General features: G+C 66.3%; 20 protein-coding genes. 15 read left to right on the top strand and 5 right to left on the bottom strand.

Going from position 1 to position 22,488, the window contains the following annotated elements; all coding sequences use genetic code 11:
- Positions 1 to 3 precede the first annotated feature (3 nt).
- The 11 genes from gcvH to DFR24_RS04285 all read left to right on the top strand — a co-directional run bounded on the left by gcvH (position 4) and on the right by DFR24_RS04285 (position 14,612).
- Entirely contained in the window at positions 4 to 393 is a 390-nt protein-coding gene (gcvH, locus tag DFR24_RS04335; protein WP_133880097.1) for a glycine cleavage system protein GcvH, read from the top strand.
- A 42-nt stretch (positions 394 to 435) separates the two neighbouring features.
- Positions 436 to 1,788 (top strand): aminomethyl-transferring glycine dehydrogenase subunit GcvPA, encoded by a 1,353-nt coding sequence (gene gcvPA, locus DFR24_RS04330; protein WP_133880096.1) that lies wholly within the window; start codon positions 436 to 438, stop codon positions 1,786 to 1,788.
- 28 nt (positions 1,789 to 1,816) lie between these two features.
- Positions 1,817 to 2,317, top strand: a complete 501-nt coding sequence (gene tpx, locus DFR24_RS04325) for a thiol peroxidase (RefSeq protein WP_133880095.1) — start codon at positions 1,817 to 1,819, stop codon at positions 2,315 to 2,317.
- Positions 2,318 to 2,444: 127 nt separating this feature from the next.
- Positions 2,445 to 3,974, top strand: a complete 1,530-nt coding sequence (gene gcvPB / locus DFR24_RS04320; protein WP_133880094.1) for an aminomethyl-transferring glycine dehydrogenase subunit GcvPB — start codon at positions 2,445 to 2,447, stop codon at positions 3,972 to 3,974.
- 81 nt (positions 3,975 to 4,055) lie between these two features.
- On the top strand, positions 4,056 to 4,991 hold the full coding sequence (locus tag DFR24_RS04315) for a carbohydrate kinase family protein (protein WP_133880093.1): 936 nt from the start codon (positions 4,056 to 4,058) through the stop codon (positions 4,989 to 4,991).
- Positions 4,992 to 5,132: 141 nt separating this feature from the next.
- The gene (locus tag DFR24_RS04310; protein ID WP_133880092.1) at positions 5,133 to 7,298 is read left to right on the top strand and encodes a RelA/SpoT family protein; all 2,166 of its coding nucleotides are present in this window, start codon (positions 5,133 to 5,135) and stop codon (positions 7,296 to 7,298) included.
- 82 nt (positions 7,299 to 7,380) lie between these two features.
- Complete coding sequence (locus DFR24_RS04305; protein ID WP_133880091.1) at positions 7,381 to 9,204, top strand: ABCB family ABC transporter ATP-binding protein/permease; 1,824 nt, start codon at positions 7,381 to 7,383, stop codon at positions 9,202 to 9,204.
- 153 nt (positions 9,205 to 9,357) lie between these two features.
- Positions 9,358 to 11,199: a DUF1302 domain-containing protein gene (locus DFR24_RS04300; protein WP_133880090.1), complete on the top strand. Its 1,842-nt coding sequence runs from the start codon at positions 9,358 to 9,360 to the stop codon at positions 11,197 to 11,199.
- 32 nt (positions 11,200 to 11,231) lie between these two features.
- Complete coding sequence (locus DFR24_RS04295; RefSeq protein ID WP_133880089.1) at positions 11,232 to 12,584, top strand: DUF1329 domain-containing protein; 1,353 nt, start codon at positions 11,232 to 11,234, stop codon at positions 12,582 to 12,584.
- Between the two features lie 196 nt (positions 12,585 to 12,780).
- Positions 12,781 to 13,632: a lysophospholipid acyltransferase family protein gene (locus DFR24_RS04290; RefSeq protein ID WP_133880088.1), complete on the top strand. Its 852-nt coding sequence runs from the start codon at positions 12,781 to 12,783 to the stop codon at positions 13,630 to 13,632.
- Positions 13,632 to 14,612 (top strand): SDR family oxidoreductase, encoded by a 981-nt coding sequence (locus tag DFR24_RS04285; protein WP_133880087.1) that lies wholly within the window; start codon positions 13,632 to 13,634, stop codon positions 14,610 to 14,612. The genes DFR24_RS04290 and DFR24_RS04285 overlap by 1 nt, the downstream gene beginning before the upstream one ends.
- Positions 14,613 to 14,704: 92 nt before the next feature.
- On the opposite strand, the gene DFR24_RS04280 is transcribed toward DFR24_RS04285, so the two are convergent.
- The 3 genes from DFR24_RS04280 to DFR24_RS04270 are packed head-to-tail and all read right to left on the bottom strand — an operon-like array spanning position 14,705 to position 16,782.
- A complete protein-coding gene (locus DFR24_RS04280; RefSeq protein WP_133880086.1) occupies positions 14,705 to 15,025 on the bottom strand; it encodes a 2Fe-2S iron-sulfur cluster-binding family protein in 321 nt (106 codons plus the stop codon).
- Positions 15,026 to 15,035: 10 nt separating this feature from the next.
- Positions 15,036 to 16,322 carry a cytochrome P450 gene (locus tag DFR24_RS04275; protein ID WP_133880085.1) on the bottom strand — a complete coding sequence of 429 codons (1,287 nt, stop codon included), beginning with the start codon at positions 16,320 to 16,322 and terminating at the stop codon, positions 15,036 to 15,038.
- 43 nt (positions 16,323 to 16,365) lie between these two features.
- The gene (locus DFR24_RS04270) at positions 16,366 to 16,782 is read right to left on the bottom strand and encodes a nuclear transport factor 2 family protein (protein WP_162851035.1); all 417 of its coding nucleotides are present in this window, start codon (positions 16,780 to 16,782) and stop codon (positions 16,366 to 16,368) included.
- A 188-nt stretch (positions 16,783 to 16,970) separates the two neighbouring features.
- On the opposite strand from DFR24_RS04270, the gene DFR24_RS04265 reads away from it, so the two are divergent.
- The 3 genes from DFR24_RS04265 to DFR24_RS04255 all read left to right on the top strand — a co-directional run bounded on the left by DFR24_RS04265 (position 16,971) and on the right by DFR24_RS04255 (position 19,478).
- Positions 16,971 to 17,882, top strand: coding sequence for a helix-turn-helix transcriptional regulator (locus DFR24_RS04265; RefSeq protein ID WP_133880083.1), 912 nt, complete (start codon positions 16,971 to 16,973; stop codon positions 17,880 to 17,882).
- A gap of 110 nt (positions 17,883 to 17,992) precedes the next feature.
- The gene (locus tag DFR24_RS04260; protein WP_133880082.1) at positions 17,993 to 18,481 is read left to right on the top strand and encodes a Dps family protein; all 489 of its coding nucleotides are present in this window, start codon (positions 17,993 to 17,995) and stop codon (positions 18,479 to 18,481) included.
- 7 nt (positions 18,482 to 18,488) lie between these two features.
- On the top strand, positions 18,489 to 19,478 hold the full coding sequence (locus tag DFR24_RS04255; protein WP_133880081.1) for an ABC transporter ATP-binding protein: 990 nt from the start codon (positions 18,489 to 18,491) through the stop codon (positions 19,476 to 19,478).
- A gap of 54 nt (positions 19,479 to 19,532) precedes the next feature.
- Here DFR24_RS04255 and DFR24_RS04250 read toward each other — a convergent pair whose 3' ends face one another.
- A complete protein-coding gene (locus tag DFR24_RS04250; protein WP_133880080.1) occupies positions 19,533 to 20,315 on the bottom strand; it encodes a M48 family metallopeptidase in 783 nt (260 codons plus the stop codon).
- A gap of 117 nt (positions 20,316 to 20,432) precedes the next feature.
- On the opposite strand from DFR24_RS04250, the gene DFR24_RS04245 reads away from it, so the two are divergent.
- Entirely contained in the window at positions 20,433 to 20,933 is a 501-nt protein-coding gene (locus DFR24_RS04245; RefSeq protein ID WP_162851034.1) for a DUF4864 domain-containing protein, read from the top strand.
- A 78-nt stretch (positions 20,934 to 21,011) separates the two neighbouring features.
- Here the strand turns inward: DFR24_RS04245 and cysS are convergent, their stop codons facing one another.
- Entirely contained in the window at positions 21,012 to 22,391 is a 1,380-nt protein-coding gene (gene cysS, locus DFR24_RS04240) for a cysteine--tRNA ligase (protein WP_133880078.1), read from the bottom strand.
- Positions 22,392 to 22,488: the final 97 nt, after the last annotated feature.

Here is a 22,488-nt window from a genome sequence, read left to right as displayed (position 1 = left end):
CACATGAGCAACACGCCCAAGGAATTGAAGTACGCCAAGTCGCACGAGTGGGTGCGCGTCGAGGCGGACGGCACGGTCACCATCGGCATCACCGACCACGCGCAGAACGCGCTCGGTGACCTGGTGTTCGTCGAGGCACCGAAGCTCGGGCGCAAGCTCGCGGCGGGTGAGTCCTGCGCGGTCGTCGAATCGGTGAAGGCCGCGTCCGACGTCTACGCGCCGATCGCCGGCGAGGTGATCGCCGCGAATGCCGCGCTGTCCGACGCCCCCGAGATCCTCAACACCGACCCTTACGGCGCCGGCTGGATGTGGAAGATGAAGCCGGCCAACGCGGCCGACGTGAACGGCCTGCTCGATGCGGCCGGCTACGAGAAGAGCGTCGCGGACGCCTGAGTCCGGATCCACCGCCCCGCCCTCCTAATTCCTTCGATCCGAATGCCCTTCATTCCGCACACCGATTCCGACGTCAGGCAGATGCTCGGAACCATCGGCGCTCCCAGCATCGACGCGCTGTTCGACGAGATCCCGGCCGACCTGCGCTGCGGCAAGCTCAGGGGCGTACCCGAAGGCCTGTCGGAAATGGAGATCACGCGCCTGATGTCGGAGCGCGCGGCGCAGGACGGACGTCTGCTGAACTTCTGCGGTGCCGGCGCCTACGAGCACCACATCCCCGCGGCGGTCTGGGAGATCACGACGCGCGGCGAGTTCTATTCGGCCTACACGCCGTACCAGGCCGAGGCCAGCCAGGGCACGCTGCAGCTGCTGTACGAGTTCCAGACGATGATGTCGGAACTCACCGGCATGGAAGTCTCCAACGCCTCGCTCTACGACGGCGCCACGGCGCTGGCCGAAGCGATCCTGATGGCGGCGCGCGCCAACGATGCCAACAACTCGCTGAAGGTTCTGCTGCCGCGCGCGCTGCATCCGTATTACGCCGAGGTCGTGACGAGCTGCACGTCGGCGCAGGGTCTGGTGACGCAGGTGATGCCGTTCGATGCGGCTACCGGCCGCACGAAGCCGGACAACGCGGATTCCGTTGCGCCGACGGCGGTGGTCATCGCGCAGCCCAACTTCTTCGGCGTCCTCGAAGACGTGGATGCCCTGACCGACTGGGCTCACGCCCAGGGCGCGCTGGTGATCGCATTGGTGAATCCGACGTCGCTGGCGGTGCTCAAGCCGCCGGGCACCTGGGGCGCCCGCGGCGCCGACATCGTCTGCGGCGAAGGCCAGCCGCTGGGTGCACCGCTGGCCAGCGGCGGTCCGTACTTCGGCTTCCTCACCGCGCGCAAGGCGATCGTGCGGCAGATGCCGGGCCGCATCGTCGGCCGCACGGTCGACCTCGACGGCAAGCAGGGCTTCGCGTTGACCCTGCAGGCGCGCGAGCAGCACATCCGCCGCGCCAAGGCGACGTCGAACATCTGCACCAACCAGGGTCTGCTGGTGACGGCGGCGACGATCTACCTGTCGATGGTCGGCCCGCAGGGCCTGGCCAAGGTCGCAACCGCATCGATGGCCAACACGCGCAAGCTCGTCAACGCGCTCAGCGATCTCAAGGGCGTCGGCGAAGGCTTCACCGGCCCGCGCTTCCACGAGGCGGTGCTGAGCCTGCCGCGTCCGGTGGCGCCGCTGCTGCGCGGACTGGCCGAGGCCGGCATCTTCGGCGGCTTTGATCTATCGACGCATTTCCCGGAGCTGGGTCACGCGCTGCTGGTCTGCGCCACCGAGACCCGCACCGATTCCGATATCCGGCTTTACGCCGAAACCCTCGGCCGCCTGCTGGCGGCCTGACCTGTACCGCAAAAAAGGAGAGAGACAGATGGCCAACATCACGCTGCGCGGAAATCCGATCCAGACCAATGGCGACCTCCCGAAGGTCGGCAGCGACGCGCCCGGATTCCGGCTCGTCGGCGGTGACCTCAAGGACGTGGCGCTGCACGACTTCGTCGGCAAGCGGAAGGTCCTCAACATCTTCCCGTCGGTCGACACGCCCACCTGCGCCACCTCGGTGCGCAAGTTCAACGAAAAGGCGGCCGGCCTGACGGATACCGTCGTGCTGTGCATCTCGGCGGATCTGCCGTTCGCGCAGTCGCGCTTCTGCGGCGCCGAAGGCATCAAGAACGTGCAGAACCTGTCGCTGATGCGCGGCGACGGGTTTGCCAAGGACTACGGCGTGCTGATCGAGAACGGTCCGCTGGCCGGCCTGACCGCGCGCGCCGTGGTCGTCGTCGACAGCAACAACAAGGTGCTGCATTCCGAACTCGTCACCGAGATCGCCGACGAGCCCAACTACGACGCGGCCATCAAGTCGCTGGGCTGAGGAGAAGCCGGGAATCGGGAGTCGTAAAAGCAGCCATGCCCCGGCTTCTTTTTATTCTCGATTCCCGTTCCCCGATTTCCCCGGCTTCTGACGATTCCCGATTCTCCATTCCCGATTCCCGGCCTTCATGGAACTGATCTTCGAGCTCTCCTCCCCTGGTCGTGGCGCCGCCGCCCAGCATCCGCCGGTGGCGGCCGATCTTTCGGCCATCCCGGAAGCGCTGCGCAGGAAGGAGCCGCCGCGCTTGCCCGAGGTGTCGGAACTCCAGGCCGTGCGTCATTACACGCGACTGTCGCGTCTCAATTTCAGCATCGACACGCAGTTCTATCCGCTCGGGTCGTGCACGATGAAGTACAACCCGCGCGCCTGTAACAAGCTCGCGATGCTGCCGGAGTTCCTCGGGCGTCATCCGCTGGCGCCGGAATCGCACTCGCAGGGCTATCTGGCCTGCCTGTACGAACTGCAGGAGATGCTGCGCGACGTCACCGGCATGGCGGCGGTATCGCTGACGCCGATGGCCGGCGCGCAGGGTGAATTCGCCGGCGTGGCGATGATCCGCGCCTACCACCACGCGCGCGGCGACACGGCGCGCCGCGAGATCCTGGTCCCGGACGCGGCGCACGGCACCAATCCTGCGACGGCGACGATGCTCGGCTACGTGGCGCGCGAGATTCCCACCGACGCGCAGGGCGACGTCGACATCGAGAAGCTCAAGGCGGCTGTGGGCCCGCAGACCGCGGGCATCATGCTGACCAACCCGAGCACGCTCGGCGTCTTCGAGCGGCGCATCAAGGAGATTGCCGGCATCGTGCACACGGCTGGCGGCCTGCTCTACTACGACGGCGCGAATCTCAACGCGATCCTGGGCAAGGTGCGGCCCGGCGACATGGGCTTCGACGTCATCCACATGAACCTGCACAAGACCTTCTCGACGCCGCATGGCGGCGGCGGGCCAGGTGCCGGCGCAGTGGGCGTCTCGGAGCGCCTGCGCCCGTTCATGCCGATTCCGGTCGTCGGCGTCGCCGACGGCCGCGAGAATCGGGAAAAGGGCGATCTCGGATCGCTTGCTTCGAACGACTCCCGATTCTCGACTCCCGATTCCCGTTCTTACCGCTGGCTCGACGAGAACGACCTGCCCCAGAGCATCGGCCGGCTCTCCGCGTTCATGGGCAACGCCGGCGTGCTGATGCGCGCCTATGTCTACGCCCGGCTACTGGGCCGAGAGGGCATGCATCGCGTGGCCGAGTTCGCCGCGCTCAATGCGAACTACCTGTCGGCACGCCTGAAGGCCGTGGGCTTCGATCTGGCCTACCCGACGCGGCGCGCGAGCCACGAGTTCATCATCACGCTCAAGAAGCAGAAGCAGGAGCTGGACCTGACGGCCACCGATGTCGCCAAGCGCCTGCTGGATCATGGCTACCACGCGCCGACGGTGTACTTCCCGCTGCTGGTGCCCGAGTGCCTGCTGATCGAGCCCACCGAGACCGAGGACCTGCAGACGCTCGATGCCTTCGTCGACGCCATGACCTCGATCTGGAACGAGGCCCGCAGCGACATGCCCAAGCTCAAGGGCGCGCCGTGGACCTTGCCGGTGCGCCGGCTCGACGACGTGCGCTGCGCCCGCCAGCTCGACCTTCGCTGGCAACCCGCCCCCTAGCGACGTTGCCGGGCCGCCCCTCATCCTCACGCCGATCGACCCGAGGGTCGTGACGCGCCTTCCCCGACCCTGAGAAAACCGATGTCAGCACTCATCTGCGGATCGTTCGCCTACGACACCATCATGGTGTACCCGGGCTACTTCAAGAACGAGATCCTTCCGGACAAGGTCCATATCCTGAACGTGTCGTTCCTGGTGCCGCAGCTGCGCCGCGAGTTCGGCGGTTGCGCCGGCAACATCGCGTACAACCTGCACCTGCTCGGCGGAGATGCGTTGCCGATGGGAGCGGTCGGCAAGGATTTCGATACCTACGCCGCCTGGATGGACAAGCTCGGCGTCAAGCGCACGCACGTGAAGACCGTGGCGGACGCCTACACCGCGCAGGCCTACATCACGACCGATCTGGACGACAACCAGATCACCGCCTTCCATCCGGGCGCGATGAGCTTTTCGCACACGCAGGACATCGCGACGAAGGGCGTGAAGTTCGGCACCGTTTCTCCCGACGGGCGCGACGGCATGCTGCTGCACGCCCGCCAGTTCGCCGAAGCGGGCATCCCGTTCCTGTTCGATCCGGGCCAGGGCATGCCGATGTTCAACGGAGAGGAACTGCGCGCGTTCATCGAGCAGGCCGCCTATGTCGCGGTGAACGACTACGAAGCCGAGATGCTGACCGACCGCACCGGCCTGACGCTCAAGCAGATCGCCGAGCGGGTCGAAGCCCTGATCGTGACGCGCGGCGGCAAGGGCTCGCACATCTTCAACAAGGGCAAGGTGCTCGAAATCCCCTGCGCGAAGGCCGAATCGCTGGCCGATCCCACCGGCTGCGGCGATGCCTATCGCGGCGGCCTGCTGTACGGCCTGCTGAACGGCATGGACTGGGAGACCACCGGCCGCGTCGCCAGCCTGATCGGTGCCATCAAGATCGAGCGTGTCGGCCCGCAGAACCATCGCATCGATCCCGCCGCCTTCCGCGAGCGCTTCCGTCTGGAATTCCGTCGCAGCCTCGACGGCTGAGGTAGCCCGGACGCAGTCCGGGGCTGCGCTCCTTATTCGAGGGGAATCCCGGACTTCGTCCGGGCTACGGTGCGTGTTGTGCAAGAAAGAAAAACGTCCCTGGCACTGGAATAGCCCGGACTTAACCCCGACACTGAGGCCATGGAACTCCCTGTCATCCAGCGAATCGGCCAAGCGCTGCGCACGCAGCGGGTCGCGCGCGAGTACGGCATGGAGCCACTGGCGAAATTGCTGGCGGAATATCTGCCGCAGGACCTGATCGCCGATGTGCGCCGGGCCTACGAGTTCGGCGCACAGGAACACGCAGGACAGAGCCGCACCTCCGGCGAGCCGTACATCTTTCACCCGCTCGCGGTGGCCCGCATCCTGGCCGAGATGCGGATGGATGCCACGACCTTGATCGCGGCGATCCTGCACGACGTCATCGAAGACACCGGCGTGTCCAAGGACGAAGTGGCCACGCGCTTCGGCAAGGACGTGGCGGCGCTGGTCGACGGCGTGTCCAAGATCGACAAGATCGAAGGCATGACGCGCGCCGAGCGCCAGGCCGAGAGCTTCCGCAAGTTGCTGCTGGCGATGACGCAGGATCTGCGCGTCATCCTGATCAAGCTCGCCGACCGCCTGCACAACCTGCGCACGCTCAACGCGATGACGCCGGAGAAGCGCCGCCGCATCGCCAGCGAGACGCTCGACATCTACGCGCCGATCGCACAGCGCTTGGGCATCCACACGATTCGCGTGGAACTCGAGGACCTTGCGTTCGCGCACCTGTACCCCAAGCGCTACGCCACGCTTGCGCAGAACGTGGCCCGGCAGATGGGCGACGCCAAGAAGCTGGTCAAGGACGTCGAGACGCGGCTGTCCAAGCATCTGCGCGACGAGGGCATCGGCGCCACCGTCGTCGGCCGCGACAAGAACATCTACAGCGTCTACCAGAAGATGCGGGCCAAGAAGCTGCGCCTGCTGAAGGTCATGGACCTGCTGGGCTTCCGCCTGATCGTGTCGAAGGTCGACGACTGCTATCGCGCGCTGGGCGTGGTGCATCACGTCTACAAGCCGGTGCCCGGTTATTTCGACGACTACATCGCCAACTCCAAGGGCAACGGCTACCAGAGCCTGCACACCACCTGCGTGGCGCCCGGCGGTCACAAGATCGAAGTGCAGATCCGCACGCGCGAGATGCACCACGTGGCCGAGGCCGGCATCGCGGCGCACTGGCAGTACAAGCTCGGCGACAGCAAGGCGCAGGTCGCTCCCCAGCTTCGTGCGCGCGAATGGCTGAAGAATCTGTTCGACGTGTTCGGCTCGGAAGCGTCGACCGATTTCATGGAGGGCGTGAAGGTCGACCTGTTCCCGGACGAGGTCTACGTCTTCACGCCCAAGGGCGACATCCGCCAGCTTCCCAAAGGCGCCACGCCGATCGACTTCGCGTATTCGGTGCACTCGGAACTGGGCGATCGCTGCGTCGCTGCGCGCATCGATGGCAGCCTGGAGCCGCTGAACACGCCGATGCGCTCGGGCCAGACCATCGAGGTCATCACGGCGCGGCACGCGCGACCCAACGCCGCTTGGCTGCATTTCGTGAAGACGGCCAAGGCGCGCAGCCATATCCGCACCTTCCTGAAGAACCAGCGCGAGGACGAGGCGGTGCGACTGGGCCGTCGCCTGCTCGAGATCGCGCTGCGCGATCTCAAGGTGCCGATTTCCGTGCTGCGCGAAGAACGCGCCGAAGCCCTGCTCAAGAGCCTGGGCCTGCAGGATGTCGAGGAGCTGTACGCCACCATCGGCACCGGCGAGCGCCTGGCGCCGCTGGTGGCGCGACGCCTGCTGCCGGAGTCGGCCGCAGGCGAGGCCCCGAATCGATCCGGCGAAGCCAGCGTGCTGGCCATCGAAGGCACGGAGGGTCTCGTGCTGGACTACGGGCGCTGCTGCCGTCCGATCCCCGGCGACGAGATCCGCGGCAACGTGAGCATCGGCCGCGGCATCGTCGTTCACCGCACGGACTGCCATCACGCCAAGGCGCGCCCGGAAGACTGGGTGCCGCTGGTCTGGTCCGAGACCGTGCAGGGCGACTTCCTGTGCCAGCTCCTGCTGCGCGCCGAGAACAAGCGCGGCCTGCTGGCCGAAGTCACCGCCGAGATCGCCAGCGCGGAGGCCAGCATCGAGAACGTGCAGATGCCGGATCGCGCAGGCGGCGAGGCCGTCGAGATGCGCTTCCTGCTGGCCGTGAAGAACCGCACGCACCTGGCGCGCGTGATGCGGCGCCTGCGCCTGATCGACGGCGTCGAGCGGGTCGCGAGAACCTGATCGAAGTGCCGCAGATCCGTCTCCAGCCGACCTCGGCGACATTCGTCTGCGGACGGTCCACCCAGGATCCTGACGGCGTCTGATGCGACCGCGCGCGGAATCGAGCTACCCAGGCACCGTCGAGCCGAAGCCCAGCTTCCGCGTCGTCGGCAGCCTGCTGCCCTATCTCAAGGAATTCCCCGGCCGCGTCTTCATCGCCGCCGCCTGCCTGGTGCTGGCCAAGCTGGGCACGGTGGCGATGCCGCTGGTGCTCAAGCACATCGTCGACGATCTCGACGCCGGCAAGCACGCGGTGCTGGTCGTGCCGATCGCGCTGCTGCTGTTCTATGGACTGCTGCGCTTCGCCAACGTGATTCTCGGCGAGCTGCGCGACGTGGTCTTCGGTCGCGTCTCCGAGCGGGCGATGCGTCGCGCCTCGCTGGATGTTTTCCGGCACCTGCATCGCCAGGACATGGAGTTCCACCTGGGGCGTCGTACCGGCGGCGTGGCGCGCGACATCGAACGTGGTGTGGCCGGCATCAGCTTCCTGCTGCGCTTCATGCTGTTCAACATCCTTCCGACGCTGCTCGAGCTGGGGCTGGTTGCCGCCATCCTGCTGTTCGAGTACGGCGCGAGTTTCGCGACGATCACGGCGCTGTCAGTGGGCGGCTACGTGCTGTTCTCGGTGTCGGTCACCGAGTGGCGGACCAAGTTCGTCCGCGAAGCGAACCGGCTCGATTCGCGGGCCAGCCAGCGTTCGGTGGATTCGCTGCTCAACTACGAGACGGTGAAGCTGTTCGGCGCCGAGGAACGCGAGGCCGCCGAGTACGATCGCTTCCTCGAGGAATGGGAGCGCGCGCAGCAGCAGAACCGCGTGTCGCTGGCGGCGCTCAACCTGGGACAGGCCGTGATCGTGGCCGGCGGCATGACGTGGATGATGATCCTGGCGGCGCGTGGCGTGGCCGGCGGCGGCATGACCTTGGGCGATTTCGTGGCGATCAACGCCTACATGATCCAGCTCTTCATCCCGCTCAATTTCCTCGGCTTCGTCTATCGCGAAATCCGCCGGGCGCTGGTCGACATGCAGCGCATGTTCGACCTGGTGGCGGACGAGCCCAAGGTCGCCGACGCCCCGGACGCGCAGCGGCTCGCGCTGGAACGCGGGCACGTGCGCTTCGAGGACGTGAGCTTCGCGTATCGCGCGGACCGGCCGATCCTGGATCGCGTGAGCTTCGACATCGCGCCGGGGCGCAAGCTCGCGGTGGTCGGCGCCAGTGGCGCCGGCAAATCGACGCTGGCGCGCCTGCTGCTGCGCTTCTACGACCCGCAGGGCGGACGCGTGACGATCGACGGCACCGACATCCGCCGCGTCACGCAGGCGAGCCTGCGCTCGCGCATCGGCGTGGTTCCGCAGGACACCGTGCTGTTCAACGACACGCTGGCGTACAACCTGCAGTACGGTGCGCCGCAGGCGAGCGCCGAGGAACTGGATGCGGCGATCCGCACCGCGCATCTCGACCGCTTCGTCGCGACGCTGCCCGAAGGGCTGCAGACGCAGGTCGGAGAGCGCGGCCTGAAGCTGTCCGGCGGCGAGAAGCAGCGCGTGGCCATCGCCCGCGCGCTGCTCAAGAATCCGAAGCTGCTGATCTTCGACGAGGCGACCTCGTCGCTCGACTCCGCATCCGAACGCGCCATCCTGGTGGCCCTGCGTGAAGCGGCGGAACACCGCACGACGCTGGTGATCGCACACCGGCTGTCGACGATCACCGATGCGGACGAAATCCTGGTCCTGGATCACGGCAGGATCAGCGAACGCGGCTCGCACGACGAGCTGCTGCAACGCAACGGCGCCTACGCCGCGCTATGGAATCTCCAGCTTCGCGAACGCGCCACCGGCCCGCGTGAAGCGGCCGTGCATCCGGTCTGACACGAATTCGCGTATCGATTGGTTCCCTGCTTTTTTGAGGGGAAAACTTCGTGTCGCGCGGTGTTGCGCATCCTGCGTTCGGCGCAGAGAATCGGGCCATAACTATTAGGCGACGCGGGATCCACCGCGGAGTCAAACCTCAGGAGGAAGCACATGAGAGCGAAGCTCAAGGTCCTTGCGCGCGTCGGCCTCGGGGGGATCGCCCTGGGCCTTCCCCTCAGCCTCCAGGCATTCGACTTCGACGTCGGAGGCGCCAAGGCGAGCTTCGACACCACGCTCTCCGCCGGCGCCACCTGGCGCATGCAGAAACAGGACGATGATCTGATCGCCGCGGCCAACGGCGGCAAGTCGCGATCGATCAACGACGACGACGGCAATCTCAACTACAAGAAGGGCGACGTCGTCTCCTCGATCGTCAAGGCGACCAACGATTTCGAGGTCAAGTACGGCGACGTCGGCCTGTTCAACCGCATCTCGGCGTTCTACGACTTCCAGGCGCACGACGACGACGAATACTTCGGCAAGCGCGGCGACGACCGGCTCAAATCCGAAATCGATTTCCTCGACGCCTTCGTCTACGCGAACTTCAAGATCGGCGGACGCAACTCGTCGGTGCGCCTGGGCAAGCAGGTGGTGAACTGGGGCGAGAGCACGTTCATCACCAACAGCATCAACACGATCAATCCGGTCGACGTGACGCGGCTACGCGCGCCGGGCTCCGAGCTCAAGGAAGCCCTGCTGCCAATCCCGATGTTCTGGGCGTCGACGTCGCTCACCAACAGCCTGAGCCTGGAGACCGTGTGGCTCTGGTCGTTCCAGGAAACGCAGATCGACCCGTCCGGCAGCTATTTCTCCACCAACGACTTCCTGTCGGACGACGGGCGCGCCGCGTATGCCGGCAGCGGCCGCCGCAACGACCAGCACAACACCGAGCCGCTGTCGGTCGGCACGGCCGCCGTCTCGATCGCACGCACCAGTGACGATCGCCCGCAGCACGAAACCAAGCAGTACGGCGTCGCTCTTCGCTATTTCGCGGATTGGCTCAATTCCACGGAGATCGGGCTGTATTACCTGAAGTACCACAGCCGCGTCCCGCTGTTCTCCGGACTGCGTGCCACCGACACCACCAGCACGCCTGCGCGTGCGGCCTCGGCGCGCTATTTCGCCGAGTACCCGGAAGACATCGAGCTCTACGGCCTTTCGTTCAACACCGACGGGCCGCTCGGCATCGCGCTGCAGGGCGAGTATTCGTATCGTCCCAACTTGCCGATCCAGCTGGCCGGCGTGGAAGCCCTGCTCGCGGCGCTGCGCCTGCCCAACCAGATCGACGCGGAGGTGGGACCCACCTACTTCGCCACTGCGCCGACGCTCGCCAGCGGTTATCGGCGCGTGCACGCGCACCAGGCGCAGATGACCGGCACCAAGGCCTTCGGTCCGACGCTGGGTGCGCAGCAGTTCACGCTGCTCGGCGAAGTGGGCGTCACCAAGCTCGAACTGGACAAGGACCTGCTGTATTCGGGCCCGGGCACAGTGACCCTGCCGTCCTGCCGCAATCCGGCCTCGATCATCACCGCGGTCGGCAACGGCTCCTGCCAGGACGCCCGTGGCTTCGCGGACGGCACCTCCTGGGGTTATCGGCTGGTCTCGCGCATGGATTTCGAGAACCTGATCGGGGCCATGCAGGTGTCGCCGCGCATCGTGTTCGCGCACGACGTCAACGGCGTGGGTCCGGCGTTCAACGAGGACACCAAGGCGATGACCTTCGGGGTGGGCTTCAACTACCTACAGCGCTGGCAGGCGGATATCGGCTACACGGCATTCTTCGGCGGCCGCACGTACTCCGGCACCGATCCGTTCCCGCCGGGCGCCGTGCTGCCCACCACGCCCCCGACCCCGCTGGCCGGAAGCGCCAACCAGTCGGCCGACTTCTCCACCAGTGCGAATCCCCTCAAGGATCGCGACTTCCTTGCGGTCAGCGTTTCCTACGCGTTCTGAAGCCAACGTCACCGGAAGCTCCTGGAGCCAACATGAAAAAGAAGATCCTCGCAGCGGCCGTCGCCGCTCTGTTCGCAGCATCCGCGCAAGCCGCGGTCACCGCCGATGAAGCGGCGACGCTGGGCAACACGCTGACCCCCATCGGTGCCGAGAAAGCCGCCAACAAGGCGGGCACCATTCCCGCGTGGACCGGCGGCCTGACGACGCCCATCGCCTCGTTCAAGACCGGCGGGCATTACCCCGACCCGTACGCCGACGACAAGGTCCAGTTCACGATCGACGCGTCGAACATGGAGAAGTACAAGGACCAGCTCTCACCGGGCCAGATGGCGCTGCTCAAGCGCTATTCCGACTGGAAGATGAACGTCTATCCGACGCGTCGCAGCGCCGGCTATCCGCAAGGCATCTACGACGAGACCCTGGCCAACGCGACCAAGGTGAAGCTCGTGGAGAGCGGCAACGGGTTCACCGGCACTTCCGGCGGCACGCCGTTCCCGATTCCCAAGAGCGGACTCGAACTGATCTGGAATCACATCACCTCGTACAAGGGCGACACCTATCGCACCTCGTGGTCGCAGGCGCCGGTGACGGCCGGCGGCGACTACAACCTGGTGAACTTCGATTACGAGTACGACTTCGTCTACTCCAACCAGAAGAAGAAGCCCGAGCAGCGAGAGCCCAACCTGCTGTTCTACTTCCTGCAGCTCATCAAGCAGCCGCCGCGCCTGGCCGGATCGGTGCTGCTGGTGCACGAGTTCGCCGATCAGGTCACGCAGCCGCGCAAGGCCTGGACCTACAACCCGGGCCAGCGCCGCGTGCGCCTGGCGCCTAGCGTGTCGTACGACAACCCGGGCACGGCGGCCGACGGCCTGCGCACGAACGACGACTTCTTCATGTTCAACGGCGCGACCGATCGCTACGACTGGAAGATCGTCGGCAAGAAGGAAATGTTCGTCCCGTACAACAGCTACGTCATCAACGGACCGACACTGAAGGTCAAGGACGTGCTCAAGGCAGGCCACGTCAATGCGGATCCGGCGCGCTACGAGCTGCACCGCGTGTGGGAACTCGAGGCCAACCTGAAGTCGGGCACGTCGCACCTCTACAAGAAACGCGTGTTCTACATCGACGAGGACTCCTGGATCATTCTCGCGCAGGACAAGTACGACAACCGCGACCAGCTCTGGCGCGTCGACGAGCTGCACACGACGCAGTACTACGACGTCCCGTTCCTGGCGGCGGGCCTGGAGGTGAAGCACGACCTGCAGTCGGGTCGTTACCTCGCGCTGTCCATCCGCAACGAGGAGACCAAGGTCTACGACCGCGTTCCGTTGACGCCGGCCGACTTCACACCCGACGCGCTGCGCAGCAAGGGCACGCGCTAGTCCGGTCGCGGATCACGCCAAGCCGCAACCCGTAGCCCGGACGAAGTCCGGGGTTTCCTCGCTCATCGGGCGGAAACCCCGGACTTCGTCCGGGCTACGTCATGAGTCGCTGGCGCACCGGCCCTTCCCGCCTTCGCTGCTTTGATCTAGCTTTGCCGCACATACCCAGACCGGCCGGAACCGGCGCCCAGCGACCATGAGATTCCCCGGCCCGTCCGCCTTCAAGGACTTCAGCCTGCGCGACGAAGTGCAGCGTCGCGTCGTCACGCCCGAGATCGAGGCGATGATCGCGAGCATTTCCAAGCGCACCGGCAGCTTCGGCTACGACGCCTGGGGCTACGACGAGAACCGCGTGAAGTTCGCCGCGGGGATCATGAAGCTGCTCTACGAGCGCTATTTCCGTGTCACGGCCCATGGCCTGGAGAACATCCCTCCCGATGGCCGGCTGCTGGTCGTGGGCAATCACAGCGGCCAGTTCCCGATGGATGGGGTGCTCGTCGGCTACGCGCTGCTGAGCAACGCGCACTCGCCGCGCGCCGCGCGCGCGATGATCGAGCGCTTCTTCCCGACGGTGCCTTTCCTCGGAAACCTGCTGAATGGACTGGGCGCGGTGATCGGCGATCCGCTGAACTGCGCAAAGATGCTGGAAGCCGAAGAAACCATCATCGTCTTCCCCGAGGGCATCCGCGGTTCCGGCAAACCGTATCGGAAGCGCTACCAGCTCCAGCGCTTCGGCAACGGTTTCGTCCACCTCGCGATGAACCACAAGGCGCCCATCGTCCCGGTCGGCATCGTCGGCTGCGAGGAGACGATGCCCTCGCTGGGCAGCATCGATCCTCTGGCCCGGCTGCTGGGCATCCCGTACGTCCCGCTCGTGCCGACGCTGTTTCCGCTGCCGGCGCGCGTCTTCCTGAATTTCGGCAAGCCGATCCATTTCGAGGGCGATGTCGAAAGCGAGGCGGACGTCACCGAACGCGTCGAGATGGTCAAGGACGAGATCCGCAGCCTGATCGACAAGGGCCTCGCCGAACGCACCCGGATCTACTGATGGACGCTACGAGCAGCAGGACCCGCAAAGCCGACGCAGCGAAGAAGACCGTGCTGGTCACCGGCGCCGCCGGATCGCTGGCCAAGCGCGTGATCAGCCGCCTGCACGGACGCTACAAGGTGATCGCCGTGGATTTCCGGCGCCAAGTGGAGACCGACGCCGGCATCCCCAGCTACAAGGTCGAGATCCACAAGCGCGGCTTCGAGGACATCTTCCGCGAACACAAGATCGACGCCGTGCTGCATCTGGGCCGCATTTTCGCGCACGAATCCGACCGCAGCCGCCGTTACAACGCCAATGTGCTGGGGACCAAGAAGCTGCTCGAGCTGTCGCAGAAATACGGCGTCGGGCAGGTTTTGATCCATTCGACATACATGGTCTACGGCGCCTCGCCGTACAACCCGGCGCTGCTCGACGAGGATCATCCGCTCAAGGGCAGCGAGGCGACGCACGACCTCGTGGATTCGGTGGAGATCGAGGCGCTGGCCACGATCTATCTGTGGAAGCATCCCGAGCTGAACATCACGATCCTGCGGCCCTGCAACGTGCTGGGCCCCGGCGTACGCAACACGATGTCGGTCCTGCTGTCGCGCAAGCTGGTGCCGGTGCTGGTGGGCTTCTCGCCGATGATGCAGTTCCTGCACGTCGACGACATGGCCGAGGCCCTGGTGCTGGCGTTCGAGAAGAACAAGCCGGGCATCTACAACGTCGCGGCCGAGGATTACGTCGCCTACCAGGTGGCGGTCGAACAGTGCGGCTGCGGGAGGCTGCCCATCCCGTCGATCCCGCCGGCGCTGCCCAGGCTATGGAGCCGGCTGCTGAACTGGAACGCCTTCTTCCCGCCGTACATGGTCAACTTCTTCAAGTACCCGGTGGTCATCGACGGACGCCTGTTCCGCGAAACCTTCGGCTGGAAGCCACGGCGCAGCCTCAATGACATCTTCGGCTACTACCGCAAGCAGAAGTCGGTAGGAGCGTAACGACGCCGACGCCGAGCCGTAGCCCGGACGAAGTCCGGGGTGCCCGTCTGTCAACGAGGAAAATCCCGGGCTTCGCCCGGGCTATGGGCTCGTCAATGCTGCGAGGCGGCGACCCGGACGATCAGGCCGTCGAGCGCTTCGGTCATCGGAACCTGGCAACACAACCGGCTGTTCGCGCGCGGTTCCGACGTGCACTCGAGCATGTCGCGTTCGGTTGCATCCGGTGGCGCGAGCGTGGCGAGCCGCTCGTCCTCGATGTAGGCATGGCAGGTCGCGCAGATGCAATTGCCTCCGCACATCGCCTCGATCCCCGGGACCTGCGAATCGACCGCGGCCCGCATCAGGCTCTGACCCACGGTCGCGTCCACGCGATGCTCGATCCCCTCGGGGTCGATGAAGATCACCTTCGGCATGGCGGACTCGTCAGGGTCGCGTGGCGTGGCGCAGCCAGGCGTCGACGCCCTTGCCGCGCTCGGTGCCGCGCGGCTTGCCCGGCTTGAACCGGATCGGCACGCGCGACATGCCGCCGACCTGCCCGGTCGTCCACTTCAGCGGCGCGTTCGAATCGATCTCGTACTCGGGAATGCGCTTCAGGAACTCGCTGATCACCAGCCGCGCTTCCATGCGGATCAGGTGACCGCCGAGGCAGACGTGCAGCCCGGTGCCGAGCGCCAGATGGCGGTTGTTGGTGCGGTCGGTGATGAACGCGTCCGGGTTCGGGAACTCGCGCGGATCGCGGTTGGCGATCGGCAGGGCCAGCATGACCTGGTCGCCCGGCTTCATCGTGTGACCGGCGATGGTCGTTTCGCGGCGCACGATGCGGCCAATGGTGCCCGGGCTGTAGTAGCGCAGCAGTTCGTCCACCGTCGTGGCCATGCGTTCGGGATGGCGGATCAGGCGGCGGCGCAGTTCCACGTCCCAGCCCAGGCGCCACAGCGCGCTGCCGATCAGCTTGGCGGAGTTCTCGATGCCGCCGATCAGCAGCACCGTCGAGAAGCCGAGCAGCTCGCGGTGCGTGAGCCGGTCGCCGTCGACTTCGGCGTTGATAACCGAAGAAAGTACGTCGGTGCCACCCTCGATCTTGCGGCGCGCGATGTTCTTGTCGAAGTACGCGTACATCTGTTCGATCTTCGGCTGCGCGGCCTTCGGATCGTTCAGGAATTCGTGCGTGATCGCCGTCGTCCAGTAGTCGAACATCGGGCCGTCTTCGGCCGGCAGACCCATGATCAGCGCCGTGACGATGGCGGGAATCGGATCGGCCAGGATGCGGCCGACGTCGGCCTTGCCGTCCTCGATGAAGCCGTCCATGAGCTCGTGGACGCTGCGCATCATCTCGTCACCGTACTGCTGCACGCTGCGCGGCATGAACGACACGTTCACCAGCCTGCGCGCGCGCATGTGATCGGGCTCGTCCTGCTCGGCGAGCATCAGCGGCTCGGTCACGGCGTACTTCGGGAAGATCACGCCGGCGCTCGAGAAGCCATCGACGTCCTTGATGATCTGCTCGCATTCCGGGAAGCCGGTGACGACCCAGAACCCGCCGTGCTTCTCGCTGCGGCCGACCGGTTGCTTGGTGGCGATCTGCGCGTCGCGGAACTCCTCGAAGTACGCGCAGGGCGTGCCGTCCGGGCCGATCGGCGGATCCAGGTGATCGTAGGCGGCGTAGAGGGCGTTGACGTCCGCGGTCGGCGGAGGCGTGGGAGCGTTCATCGTGGGGATGTCCTGGGTTGATCCTGGGAACGGGCGCGCCGCGTCAGCCGTTGAGCTGTCGCAACACCGTGGAAAGATCCCAGTAGTCGCGTTCCTCGACGACCTTGCCGGTGGCGTCGAAACGAAACACCGAGTTGCCACGCACCGTGAAGGTCTTGCCCTTCACGGACTTTCCGAGCTGGAACAGGTCGGCATCGCCCATCGTGCCGTGCCAGGTCCACTCGCAGACGCCTTCGCGCGCGTTGCCCAGGTAGGAATCCGGCAGGAACTTGTGCGAGCCCGAGGCCGGATCGAAGAAACCGGCGAAGAACGCCTTGAGGCCGCCGTTCCATCCGTTGGCGTCGACGCCCAGCGGCACGTCGGCGAACTTCACGTTCGGGTCGTACAGCGCCTCCATGCCCGCCATGTCGCGCTGGTTGAAGGTCTTTTCCAGCCACGTGTGCGCCCAGTCCATGTTCATCGCCCGCTCCATCCTGATCTCGTACCTCCGATTGGACGCCCCCGGCGCGGCACGATCTTTCGACTTCGTCGGCCCTTGATCGAAATGTTCGGCCCCAAGGGGCGTCGCCCGGTCTTGCGGGGGTCCGGACCGGGGTGTACACAAGAGCGATAACACGGCCGCAAAGGCCGGTTGCTGGAGGATGAAACATGCTTACCCGCGCATCGACCGCCCGCCCCGGCGCGAAAGCGGCGGGCCTTGCCGCCTCCGGAGAGGCCGTGGGGCGCGCCATCGGATTCCTGCCCTCGCTGTCGAGCAGTACGGCGGGCTGGAACAGCCTCGCGCTGTTCGCGTGGCGCGGCCGCTGCAACGAGGCCCACTTCGAGCCGCTGCCCGAGCCTGCGCTGGTCTATCACACCGGCGGCGCGTCGCTGGTCAAGGTTCGCAACGGCCGTGGCTGGAGCCAGCACAGCCGCCCGGGCCTGGTCACGATCATCCCGGCCGGCACGCCCGTGGACTGGGACATCTGCGGCGGCGACGTGCACTCCTATTCGGTGCACCTGGGCAGCGACTTCTTCTCCAACGTCGCCGGCAACGCCCCTGCGCGCGAGCCCCTGCGCTTCCAGAGCGGCGTGGTCGACCCGCTGCTGGCCGCATCGATCACGGCGCTGGCCGAAGAACTGAGCGGGCCCGCGCAGCGCGGATCGCTGTACGCGGACGCCATCTCCGACATGCTGGCCCTGCACCTGCTGCGCAACCCCACCGCGCTGCCGGAACGACCCGAGGTTCGGGGCGGCCTGTCGCGCTCGCAGCTTCGCCGCAGCCTGGACCTGCTCGAAGAGCGCGTCGAGAGCGGCATCACGCTGCAGGCGCTGGCCGCGCACGCGGGCCTGAGCCGCACCTACTTCGCCGAGGCGTTCCAGAAGGCGACTGGCCTGTCACCGCACCGGTACCTGACGCAGCGGCGCATCGCTCGTGCGCAGACGCTGCTGCAGCACACCAGCCTGGCGCTGGCCGACATCGCGCTGCAATGCGGGTTCTCGAACCAGGCGCACTTCTCGCAGTCGTTCCGCCAGGCCACCGGAACCACGCCGGGACGCTACCGGCTCGAGCTGCAATGAGAGGATTGGCCGGTCCATAAGCGGATCGGATGGACCTCATCGCGACGATTCATTTTCAAATCGGCTCGCGGCCGCATAAGGTTCGCTCACCGCAATCCAGGAGCGTGATCATGGCCAAGAAAGAAAAAGCCGCGAAGATCGACATCGGCATCGAGAAGAACCAGCGCAAGGGCATCGCCGACGGCCTGTCGCGCCTGCTCGCCGACGAGTACACGCTGTATCTCAAGACCCACAACTTCCACTGGAACGTCACGGGTCCGATGTTCAACACGCTGCACCTGATGTTCGAAACCCACTACACCGAGGCCGCGCTCGCGGTGGACCTGGTGGCCGAGCGCATCCGCGCGCTGGGCTTCCCGGCGCCGGGTACGTACAAGCAGTACGCCGCGCTGTCCTCGATCGAGGAGACCGATGGCCAGCCCGAAGCCATGGAGATGGTGCGCCTGCTGGTGAAAGGCCATGAAGCCTGTGCCCGCACGGCGCGCTCGCTGTTCCCGCTCGCCGATTCGGCGAACGACGAACCGACGGCCGACCTGCTGACCCAGCGCCTGCAGGTGCACGAGAAGACCGCGTGGATGCTGCGCTCGCTGCTGGAGTGATCGCGGCGTGAATGCGGTTCCGGCCGCCGCGGCGCTGCTGGCCGTCCGGCGACTCAAGGTCCACTACAAGCTGCCGGCCGCCCTGCCCTGGGGCCGGCCCGGCTGGCTCAAGGCCGTGGACGGCGTCGACTTCAATCTCGCGCCAGGCGAGACCCTGGGGATCGTCGGCGAGTCGGGCTGCGGCAAGTCGACCTTGGCCCGCGCGCTCGCCGGCCTGCAGGCCGTCACCTCGGGCGGTATCGAGTTCGCGGGCCGCAACATCACGCGCCTCGACGAGAACGGCTGGCGGCCGCTGCGTCGCGAGATCCAGATGGTGTTCCAGGATCCGCTGGCCAGCCTGGATCCGCGCATGACCATCGGCGCCAGCATCGCCGAGCCGCTGGAGGCGCTGTACCCGGAAATCGGCCGGGCCGAGCGCGCGTCACGCGTGCTGGCGATGCTCGAGAAAGTCGGGCTTTCGGCTTCGCTGGTGAACCGCTATCCGCACGAATTCTCCGGCGGGCAGTGCCAGCGCGTCGGCATCGCCCGCGCGCTGGTCGTGCGTCCGCGCGTGCTGATCTGCGACGAGCCGGTGTCGGCGCTCGATGTCTCGATCCAGGCCCAGATCGTCAATCTGCTGGCGGACCTTCAGGCCGAATCCGGCCTGTCGATGATCTTCATCGCACACGACCTCGCCGTGGTGCGTCACATCAGCCGTCGCGTGATGGTGATGTACCTGGGCAAGGTGATGGAGCAGGCCACGCGCGAAGCCTTGTTCGCGTCGCCGGTTCATCCGTACACGCGCGCGCTGCTGGCGGCTGTTCCGGGAACCGGGGTGCATCGGCAACCGCTCGAAGGCGAAATCCCGAGCCCGGCCGATCCCCCGCAGGGCTGCGTCTTCGTGACGCGGTGTCCGATCGCGGATACGCACTGCGTGCGCCATCCGCCGACCCTCGTGCGCGCGGTGCATGGCGGATTTTCCGCCTGCCACTTCACGGCTGCCGTCAGCGCCGCGTGATCTGGGAGGGCGGGTCAGGCGCGCAGCGCCGTAACCCGTCCCGCTGTTACGGCCTCAACCGCACTTCGGATTGCGACCCTGCCCCTTGGCCGTGACGTACAGGTCGAGCGCGGTCTTCATGCGGGCGTTCAGATCGTGCATGCGTGTTTCGTCCGACGGATGGGTCGAGAGAATCTCCGGCGGCTTCTGCCCGCCGCTGGCCCTGGCCATGTTCTGCCACAGCGTGACGGCGGCGCGCGGATCGAATCCGGCCGAGGCCATCAGGTCCAGACCCAGCAGATCGGCCTCGGATTCGTGGCCACGCGAGTACGGCAGCAGGAACAGCGCGTTGACGCCCATGCCGTACAACTGCCCGACACCGTAGGCCGAAGCGAACGCGCCGCCGATCTGCGCCGGAATGTCCGCCGACGCACGTTCAGCGGAATGGCGCGCCAGCACGTGCGACACCTCGTGCCCGATGACGGCCGCGAGCTGGTCCTGCGTGTTGGCGACCTTCAGCAGGCCGGTGAACACGCCGATCTTGCCGCCGGGCAACGCGAAGGCGTTGACGTCCTCGCTCTCGAAGACCGAGACCTCCCACGCCCCGGGCACCGACAGCTGGCCCTTCTCGCGCAGGTTCGGAATCTGGGCCGTGATGTTGTCGGCAATGCAGCGCACGTACTGCGTCTTGCGCGCGTCCTTGGACTGCGGCATCTCCTTCTGCATCTGCTGGAAGGAGGCAACACCCTGCTGGCTGATCGAATCGTCGGAGATCAGGATGAACTGCTTGCGCCCGAGCGGTGACGTGGCACAGGCCGCAAGTGCGGCGGCAACAGCGAAAACGGCAAGACGGCGCATGGATGAAGTCCTGGTAATACCGGCGTAAGGTGCCGCTGACGCCTGTATGTTACTGCTCCTGAAACCAGACCCGCGATGAACGCGTATGTCATCGCACGATCCGTCCGAGAATCCACGATGACCCGTTCGCCCCTCGTTGCGCTGTTGAGCGGTCTGTTGCTGGCGCTTTCGGTTCAGGCGGCGCCGGCTCCGGGGGCCCCGATCAAGGGTCCTGCGCCCGATCTCGATCCGCCGCAGGTCGTGGAAGCCATGCTGATGGCGCTCAAGAAGGGCAACGACCAGGGCATCGCGGAGCTCTACAAGTTCTCGTCGCCGAAGAATCGCGAGAAGACCGGACCGTTGGCGAGCTTCCGCGAACTCATCCGCGAAGGTTTTCCGGATCTGCTGGGACACCGCGCTGCCCGCGCCGGCGTTCCGCTGATCGACGGCGAGCGGGCGATGATGCCCGTCGAGATCGTCGGCAGCGACGATCAGCCACACCGCTATGTGTTCCTGCTCTCGAAGCAGACCATTCCGGGCTGCAAGGGCTGCTGGATGACCGACGCCGTGTTCAGCCCCGACGAGATGGAAGAGGGCCCCGATGCGGCTCCGGAAGCAGCGCCCGAATACGGGGCATAACCCGTAGCCTGGGCGAAGCCCGGGGTTTTCCTCGAATTGCGAGCGACCCCCCGGGCTTCGCCCGGGCTAGTTAGCGCTTCAGGCGTAGCGCCAGCGCTGGCCGTCCTTCGAATCCTCGACCAGCACGCCGCGTTCCTTCAGCAGATCGCGCAGGCGATCCGATTCCGCCCAGTTCTTCGCCTTTCGCGCTTCGATGCGCTGCGCGATCACGGCGTCGATCTCGCCGGCACTCATCAGGTCGTCGCGCGGCGGCGCCCAGCCGAACCAGGCTTCGGGCGACTGCTGCAGCAGACCCAGCAGCGCACCGGCCTTCAACAGCTGGGTCTTGATCCGGCGCCGCTCGTAGACGTTGTCGCCGGCCTTGTGCGCCTGATGGCCCAGGTCGAACAGCTGCGCCAGCGCGCCGGGGGTATTGAGGTCGTCCTCGAGTTCCTGGACGAAGGGCAGGAACTCGCCCTCCTCCGGCTGCACCTCGACGTCGGCCAGTTCGCGCAGCGAGCCGTACAGGCGGTCGAGCTTCTTGCGCGCCTCCTGCAGGCCTTCGGCCGTCCAGTCCAGCGGCTGGCGGTAGTGCGCCGTCAGCAGCAGCAGGCGGATGGCCTCGCCCGGCGCCTGCTTGAGCAGTTCGCGCACCAGCAGCACGTTGCCGATGGACTTCGACATCTTCGTGCTTTCCACATTGAGAAAGCCGTTGTGCAGCCAGAAGCGCGAGAACGGCTTGCCGCCGTGCGCGCACACCGACTGCGCGATCTCGTTCTCGTGGTGCGGGAAGATCAGGTCGTGCCCGCCGCCGTGGATGTCGATGGTCTCGCCCAGGATCGTCTCGGCCATGGCCGAGCACTCGATGTGCCAGCCCGGACGTCCACGCCCCCAGGGCGAGTCCCAGCCCGGCTGGTCCGGCGAGGAAGGCTTCCACAGCACGAAATCGCCGGCGCTCTGCTTGTAGGGCGCCACTTCCACGCGCGCACCGGCCATCAACGCCTGCGAATCGCGCTTTGACAGCTTTCCGTAGTCCGCGTAGCTGGGCGTATGGAACAGCACGTGCCCTTCGGCGACGTAGGCGTTTTCCGACGACACGAGCCGCGAAATCATGTCGATGATCTGCGGCAGATGCTGCGTGACGCGCGGCTCGTGGTCCGGCGCCACGACGCCCAGCGCCGACATGTCCTCGTGATAGGCCGCCGCGTAGCGCGAACTGATCACGCCGATGTCGACACCCTGCTCGACCGCCGCCTTGTTGATCTTGTCGTCGATGTCCGTGATGTTGCGCGCGTACACGACGTTCGGATGCTTGCGCCGCAATACGCGCGACAGCACGTCGAACACCACCGCCGGCCGTGCGTTGCCGATGTGCGCGAAGCTGTAGACGGTCGGACCGCAGACGTACATCGTCACGCGATCGGGATTCAGCGGTTCGAAGCGTTCCTTGCGGCCGCTCAGGGTGTTGTGCAGGTGCATCGGCCCTCGACTGGCGAAAAAAGCCGCGCAAGGATACCGACCTGTCACTTGTTCCGCAGCGGCGCGTGACCCGCCGTCCCCGGCGGCCTCGACCGGC

Origin of the sequence: Panacagrimonas perspica (assembly GCF_004364935.1) — a bacterium.
GTDB classification, from domain to species: Bacteria; Pseudomonadota; Gammaproteobacteria; order Nevskiales; family Nevskiaceae; genus Panacagrimonas; species Panacagrimonas perspica.
Note: the sequence above shows the minus strand (reverse complement) of the source record. Positions and strands in the feature narration are given on the sequence as shown.

Coding starts and splice junctions, on each gene's coding strand:
- gcvH (WP_133880097.1), top strand. CDS start 4: ATGAGCAACACGCCCAAGGAATTGAAGTACGCCAAGTCGCACGAGTGG.
- gcvPA (WP_133880096.1), top strand. CDS start 436: ATGCCCTTCATTCCGCACACCGATTCCGACGTCAGGCAGATGCTCGGA.
- tpx (WP_133880095.1), top strand. CDS start 1,817: ATGGCCAACATCACGCTGCGCGGAAATCCGATCCAGACCAATGGCGAC.
- gcvPB (WP_133880094.1), top strand. CDS start 2,445: ATGGAACTGATCTTCGAGCTCTCCTCCCCTGGTCGTGGCGCCGCCGCC.
- DFR24_RS04315 (WP_133880093.1), top strand. CDS start 4,056: ATGTCAGCACTCATCTGCGGATCGTTCGCCTACGACACCATCATGGTG.
- DFR24_RS04310 (WP_133880092.1), top strand. CDS start 5,133: ATGGAACTCCCTGTCATCCAGCGAATCGGCCAAGCGCTGCGCACGCAG.
- DFR24_RS04305 (WP_133880091.1), top strand. CDS start 7,381: ATGCGACCGCGCGCGGAATCGAGCTACCCAGGCACCGTCGAGCCGAAG.
- DFR24_RS04300 (WP_133880090.1), top strand. CDS start 9,358: ATGAGAGCGAAGCTCAAGGTCCTTGCGCGCGTCGGCCTCGGGGGGATC.
- DFR24_RS04295 (WP_133880089.1), top strand. CDS start 11,232: ATGAAAAAGAAGATCCTCGCAGCGGCCGTCGCCGCTCTGTTCGCAGCA.
- DFR24_RS04290 (WP_133880088.1), top strand. CDS start 12,781: ATGAGATTCCCCGGCCCGTCCGCCTTCAAGGACTTCAGCCTGCGCGAC.
- DFR24_RS04285 (WP_133880087.1), top strand. CDS start 13,632: ATGGACGCTACGAGCAGCAGGACCCGCAAAGCCGACGCAGCGAAGAAG.
- DFR24_RS04280 (WP_133880086.1), bottom strand. CDS start 15,025: ATGCCGAAGGTGATCTTCATCGACCCCGAGGGGATCGAGCATCGCGTG.
- DFR24_RS04275 (WP_133880085.1), bottom strand. CDS start 16,322: ATGAACGCTCCCACGCCTCCGCCGACCGCGGACGTCAACGCCCTCTAC.
- DFR24_RS04270 (WP_162851035.1), bottom strand. CDS start 16,782: ATGAACATGGACTGGGCGCACACGTGGCTGGAAAAGACCTTCAACCAG.
- DFR24_RS04265 (WP_133880083.1), top strand. CDS start 16,971: ATGCTTACCCGCGCATCGACCGCCCGCCCCGGCGCGAAAGCGGCGGGC.
- DFR24_RS04260 (WP_133880082.1), top strand. CDS start 17,993: ATGGCCAAGAAAGAAAAAGCCGCGAAGATCGACATCGGCATCGAGAAG.
- DFR24_RS04250 (WP_133880080.1), bottom strand. CDS start 20,315: ATGCGCCGTCTTGCCGTTTTCGCTGTTGCCGCCGCACTTGCGGCCTGT.
- DFR24_RS04245 (WP_162851034.1), top strand. CDS start 20,433: ATGACCCGTTCGCCCCTCGTTGCGCTGTTGAGCGGTCTGTTGCTGGCG.
- cysS (WP_133880078.1), bottom strand. CDS start 22,391: ATGCACCTGCACAACACCCTGAGCGGCCGCAAGGAACGCTTCGAACCG.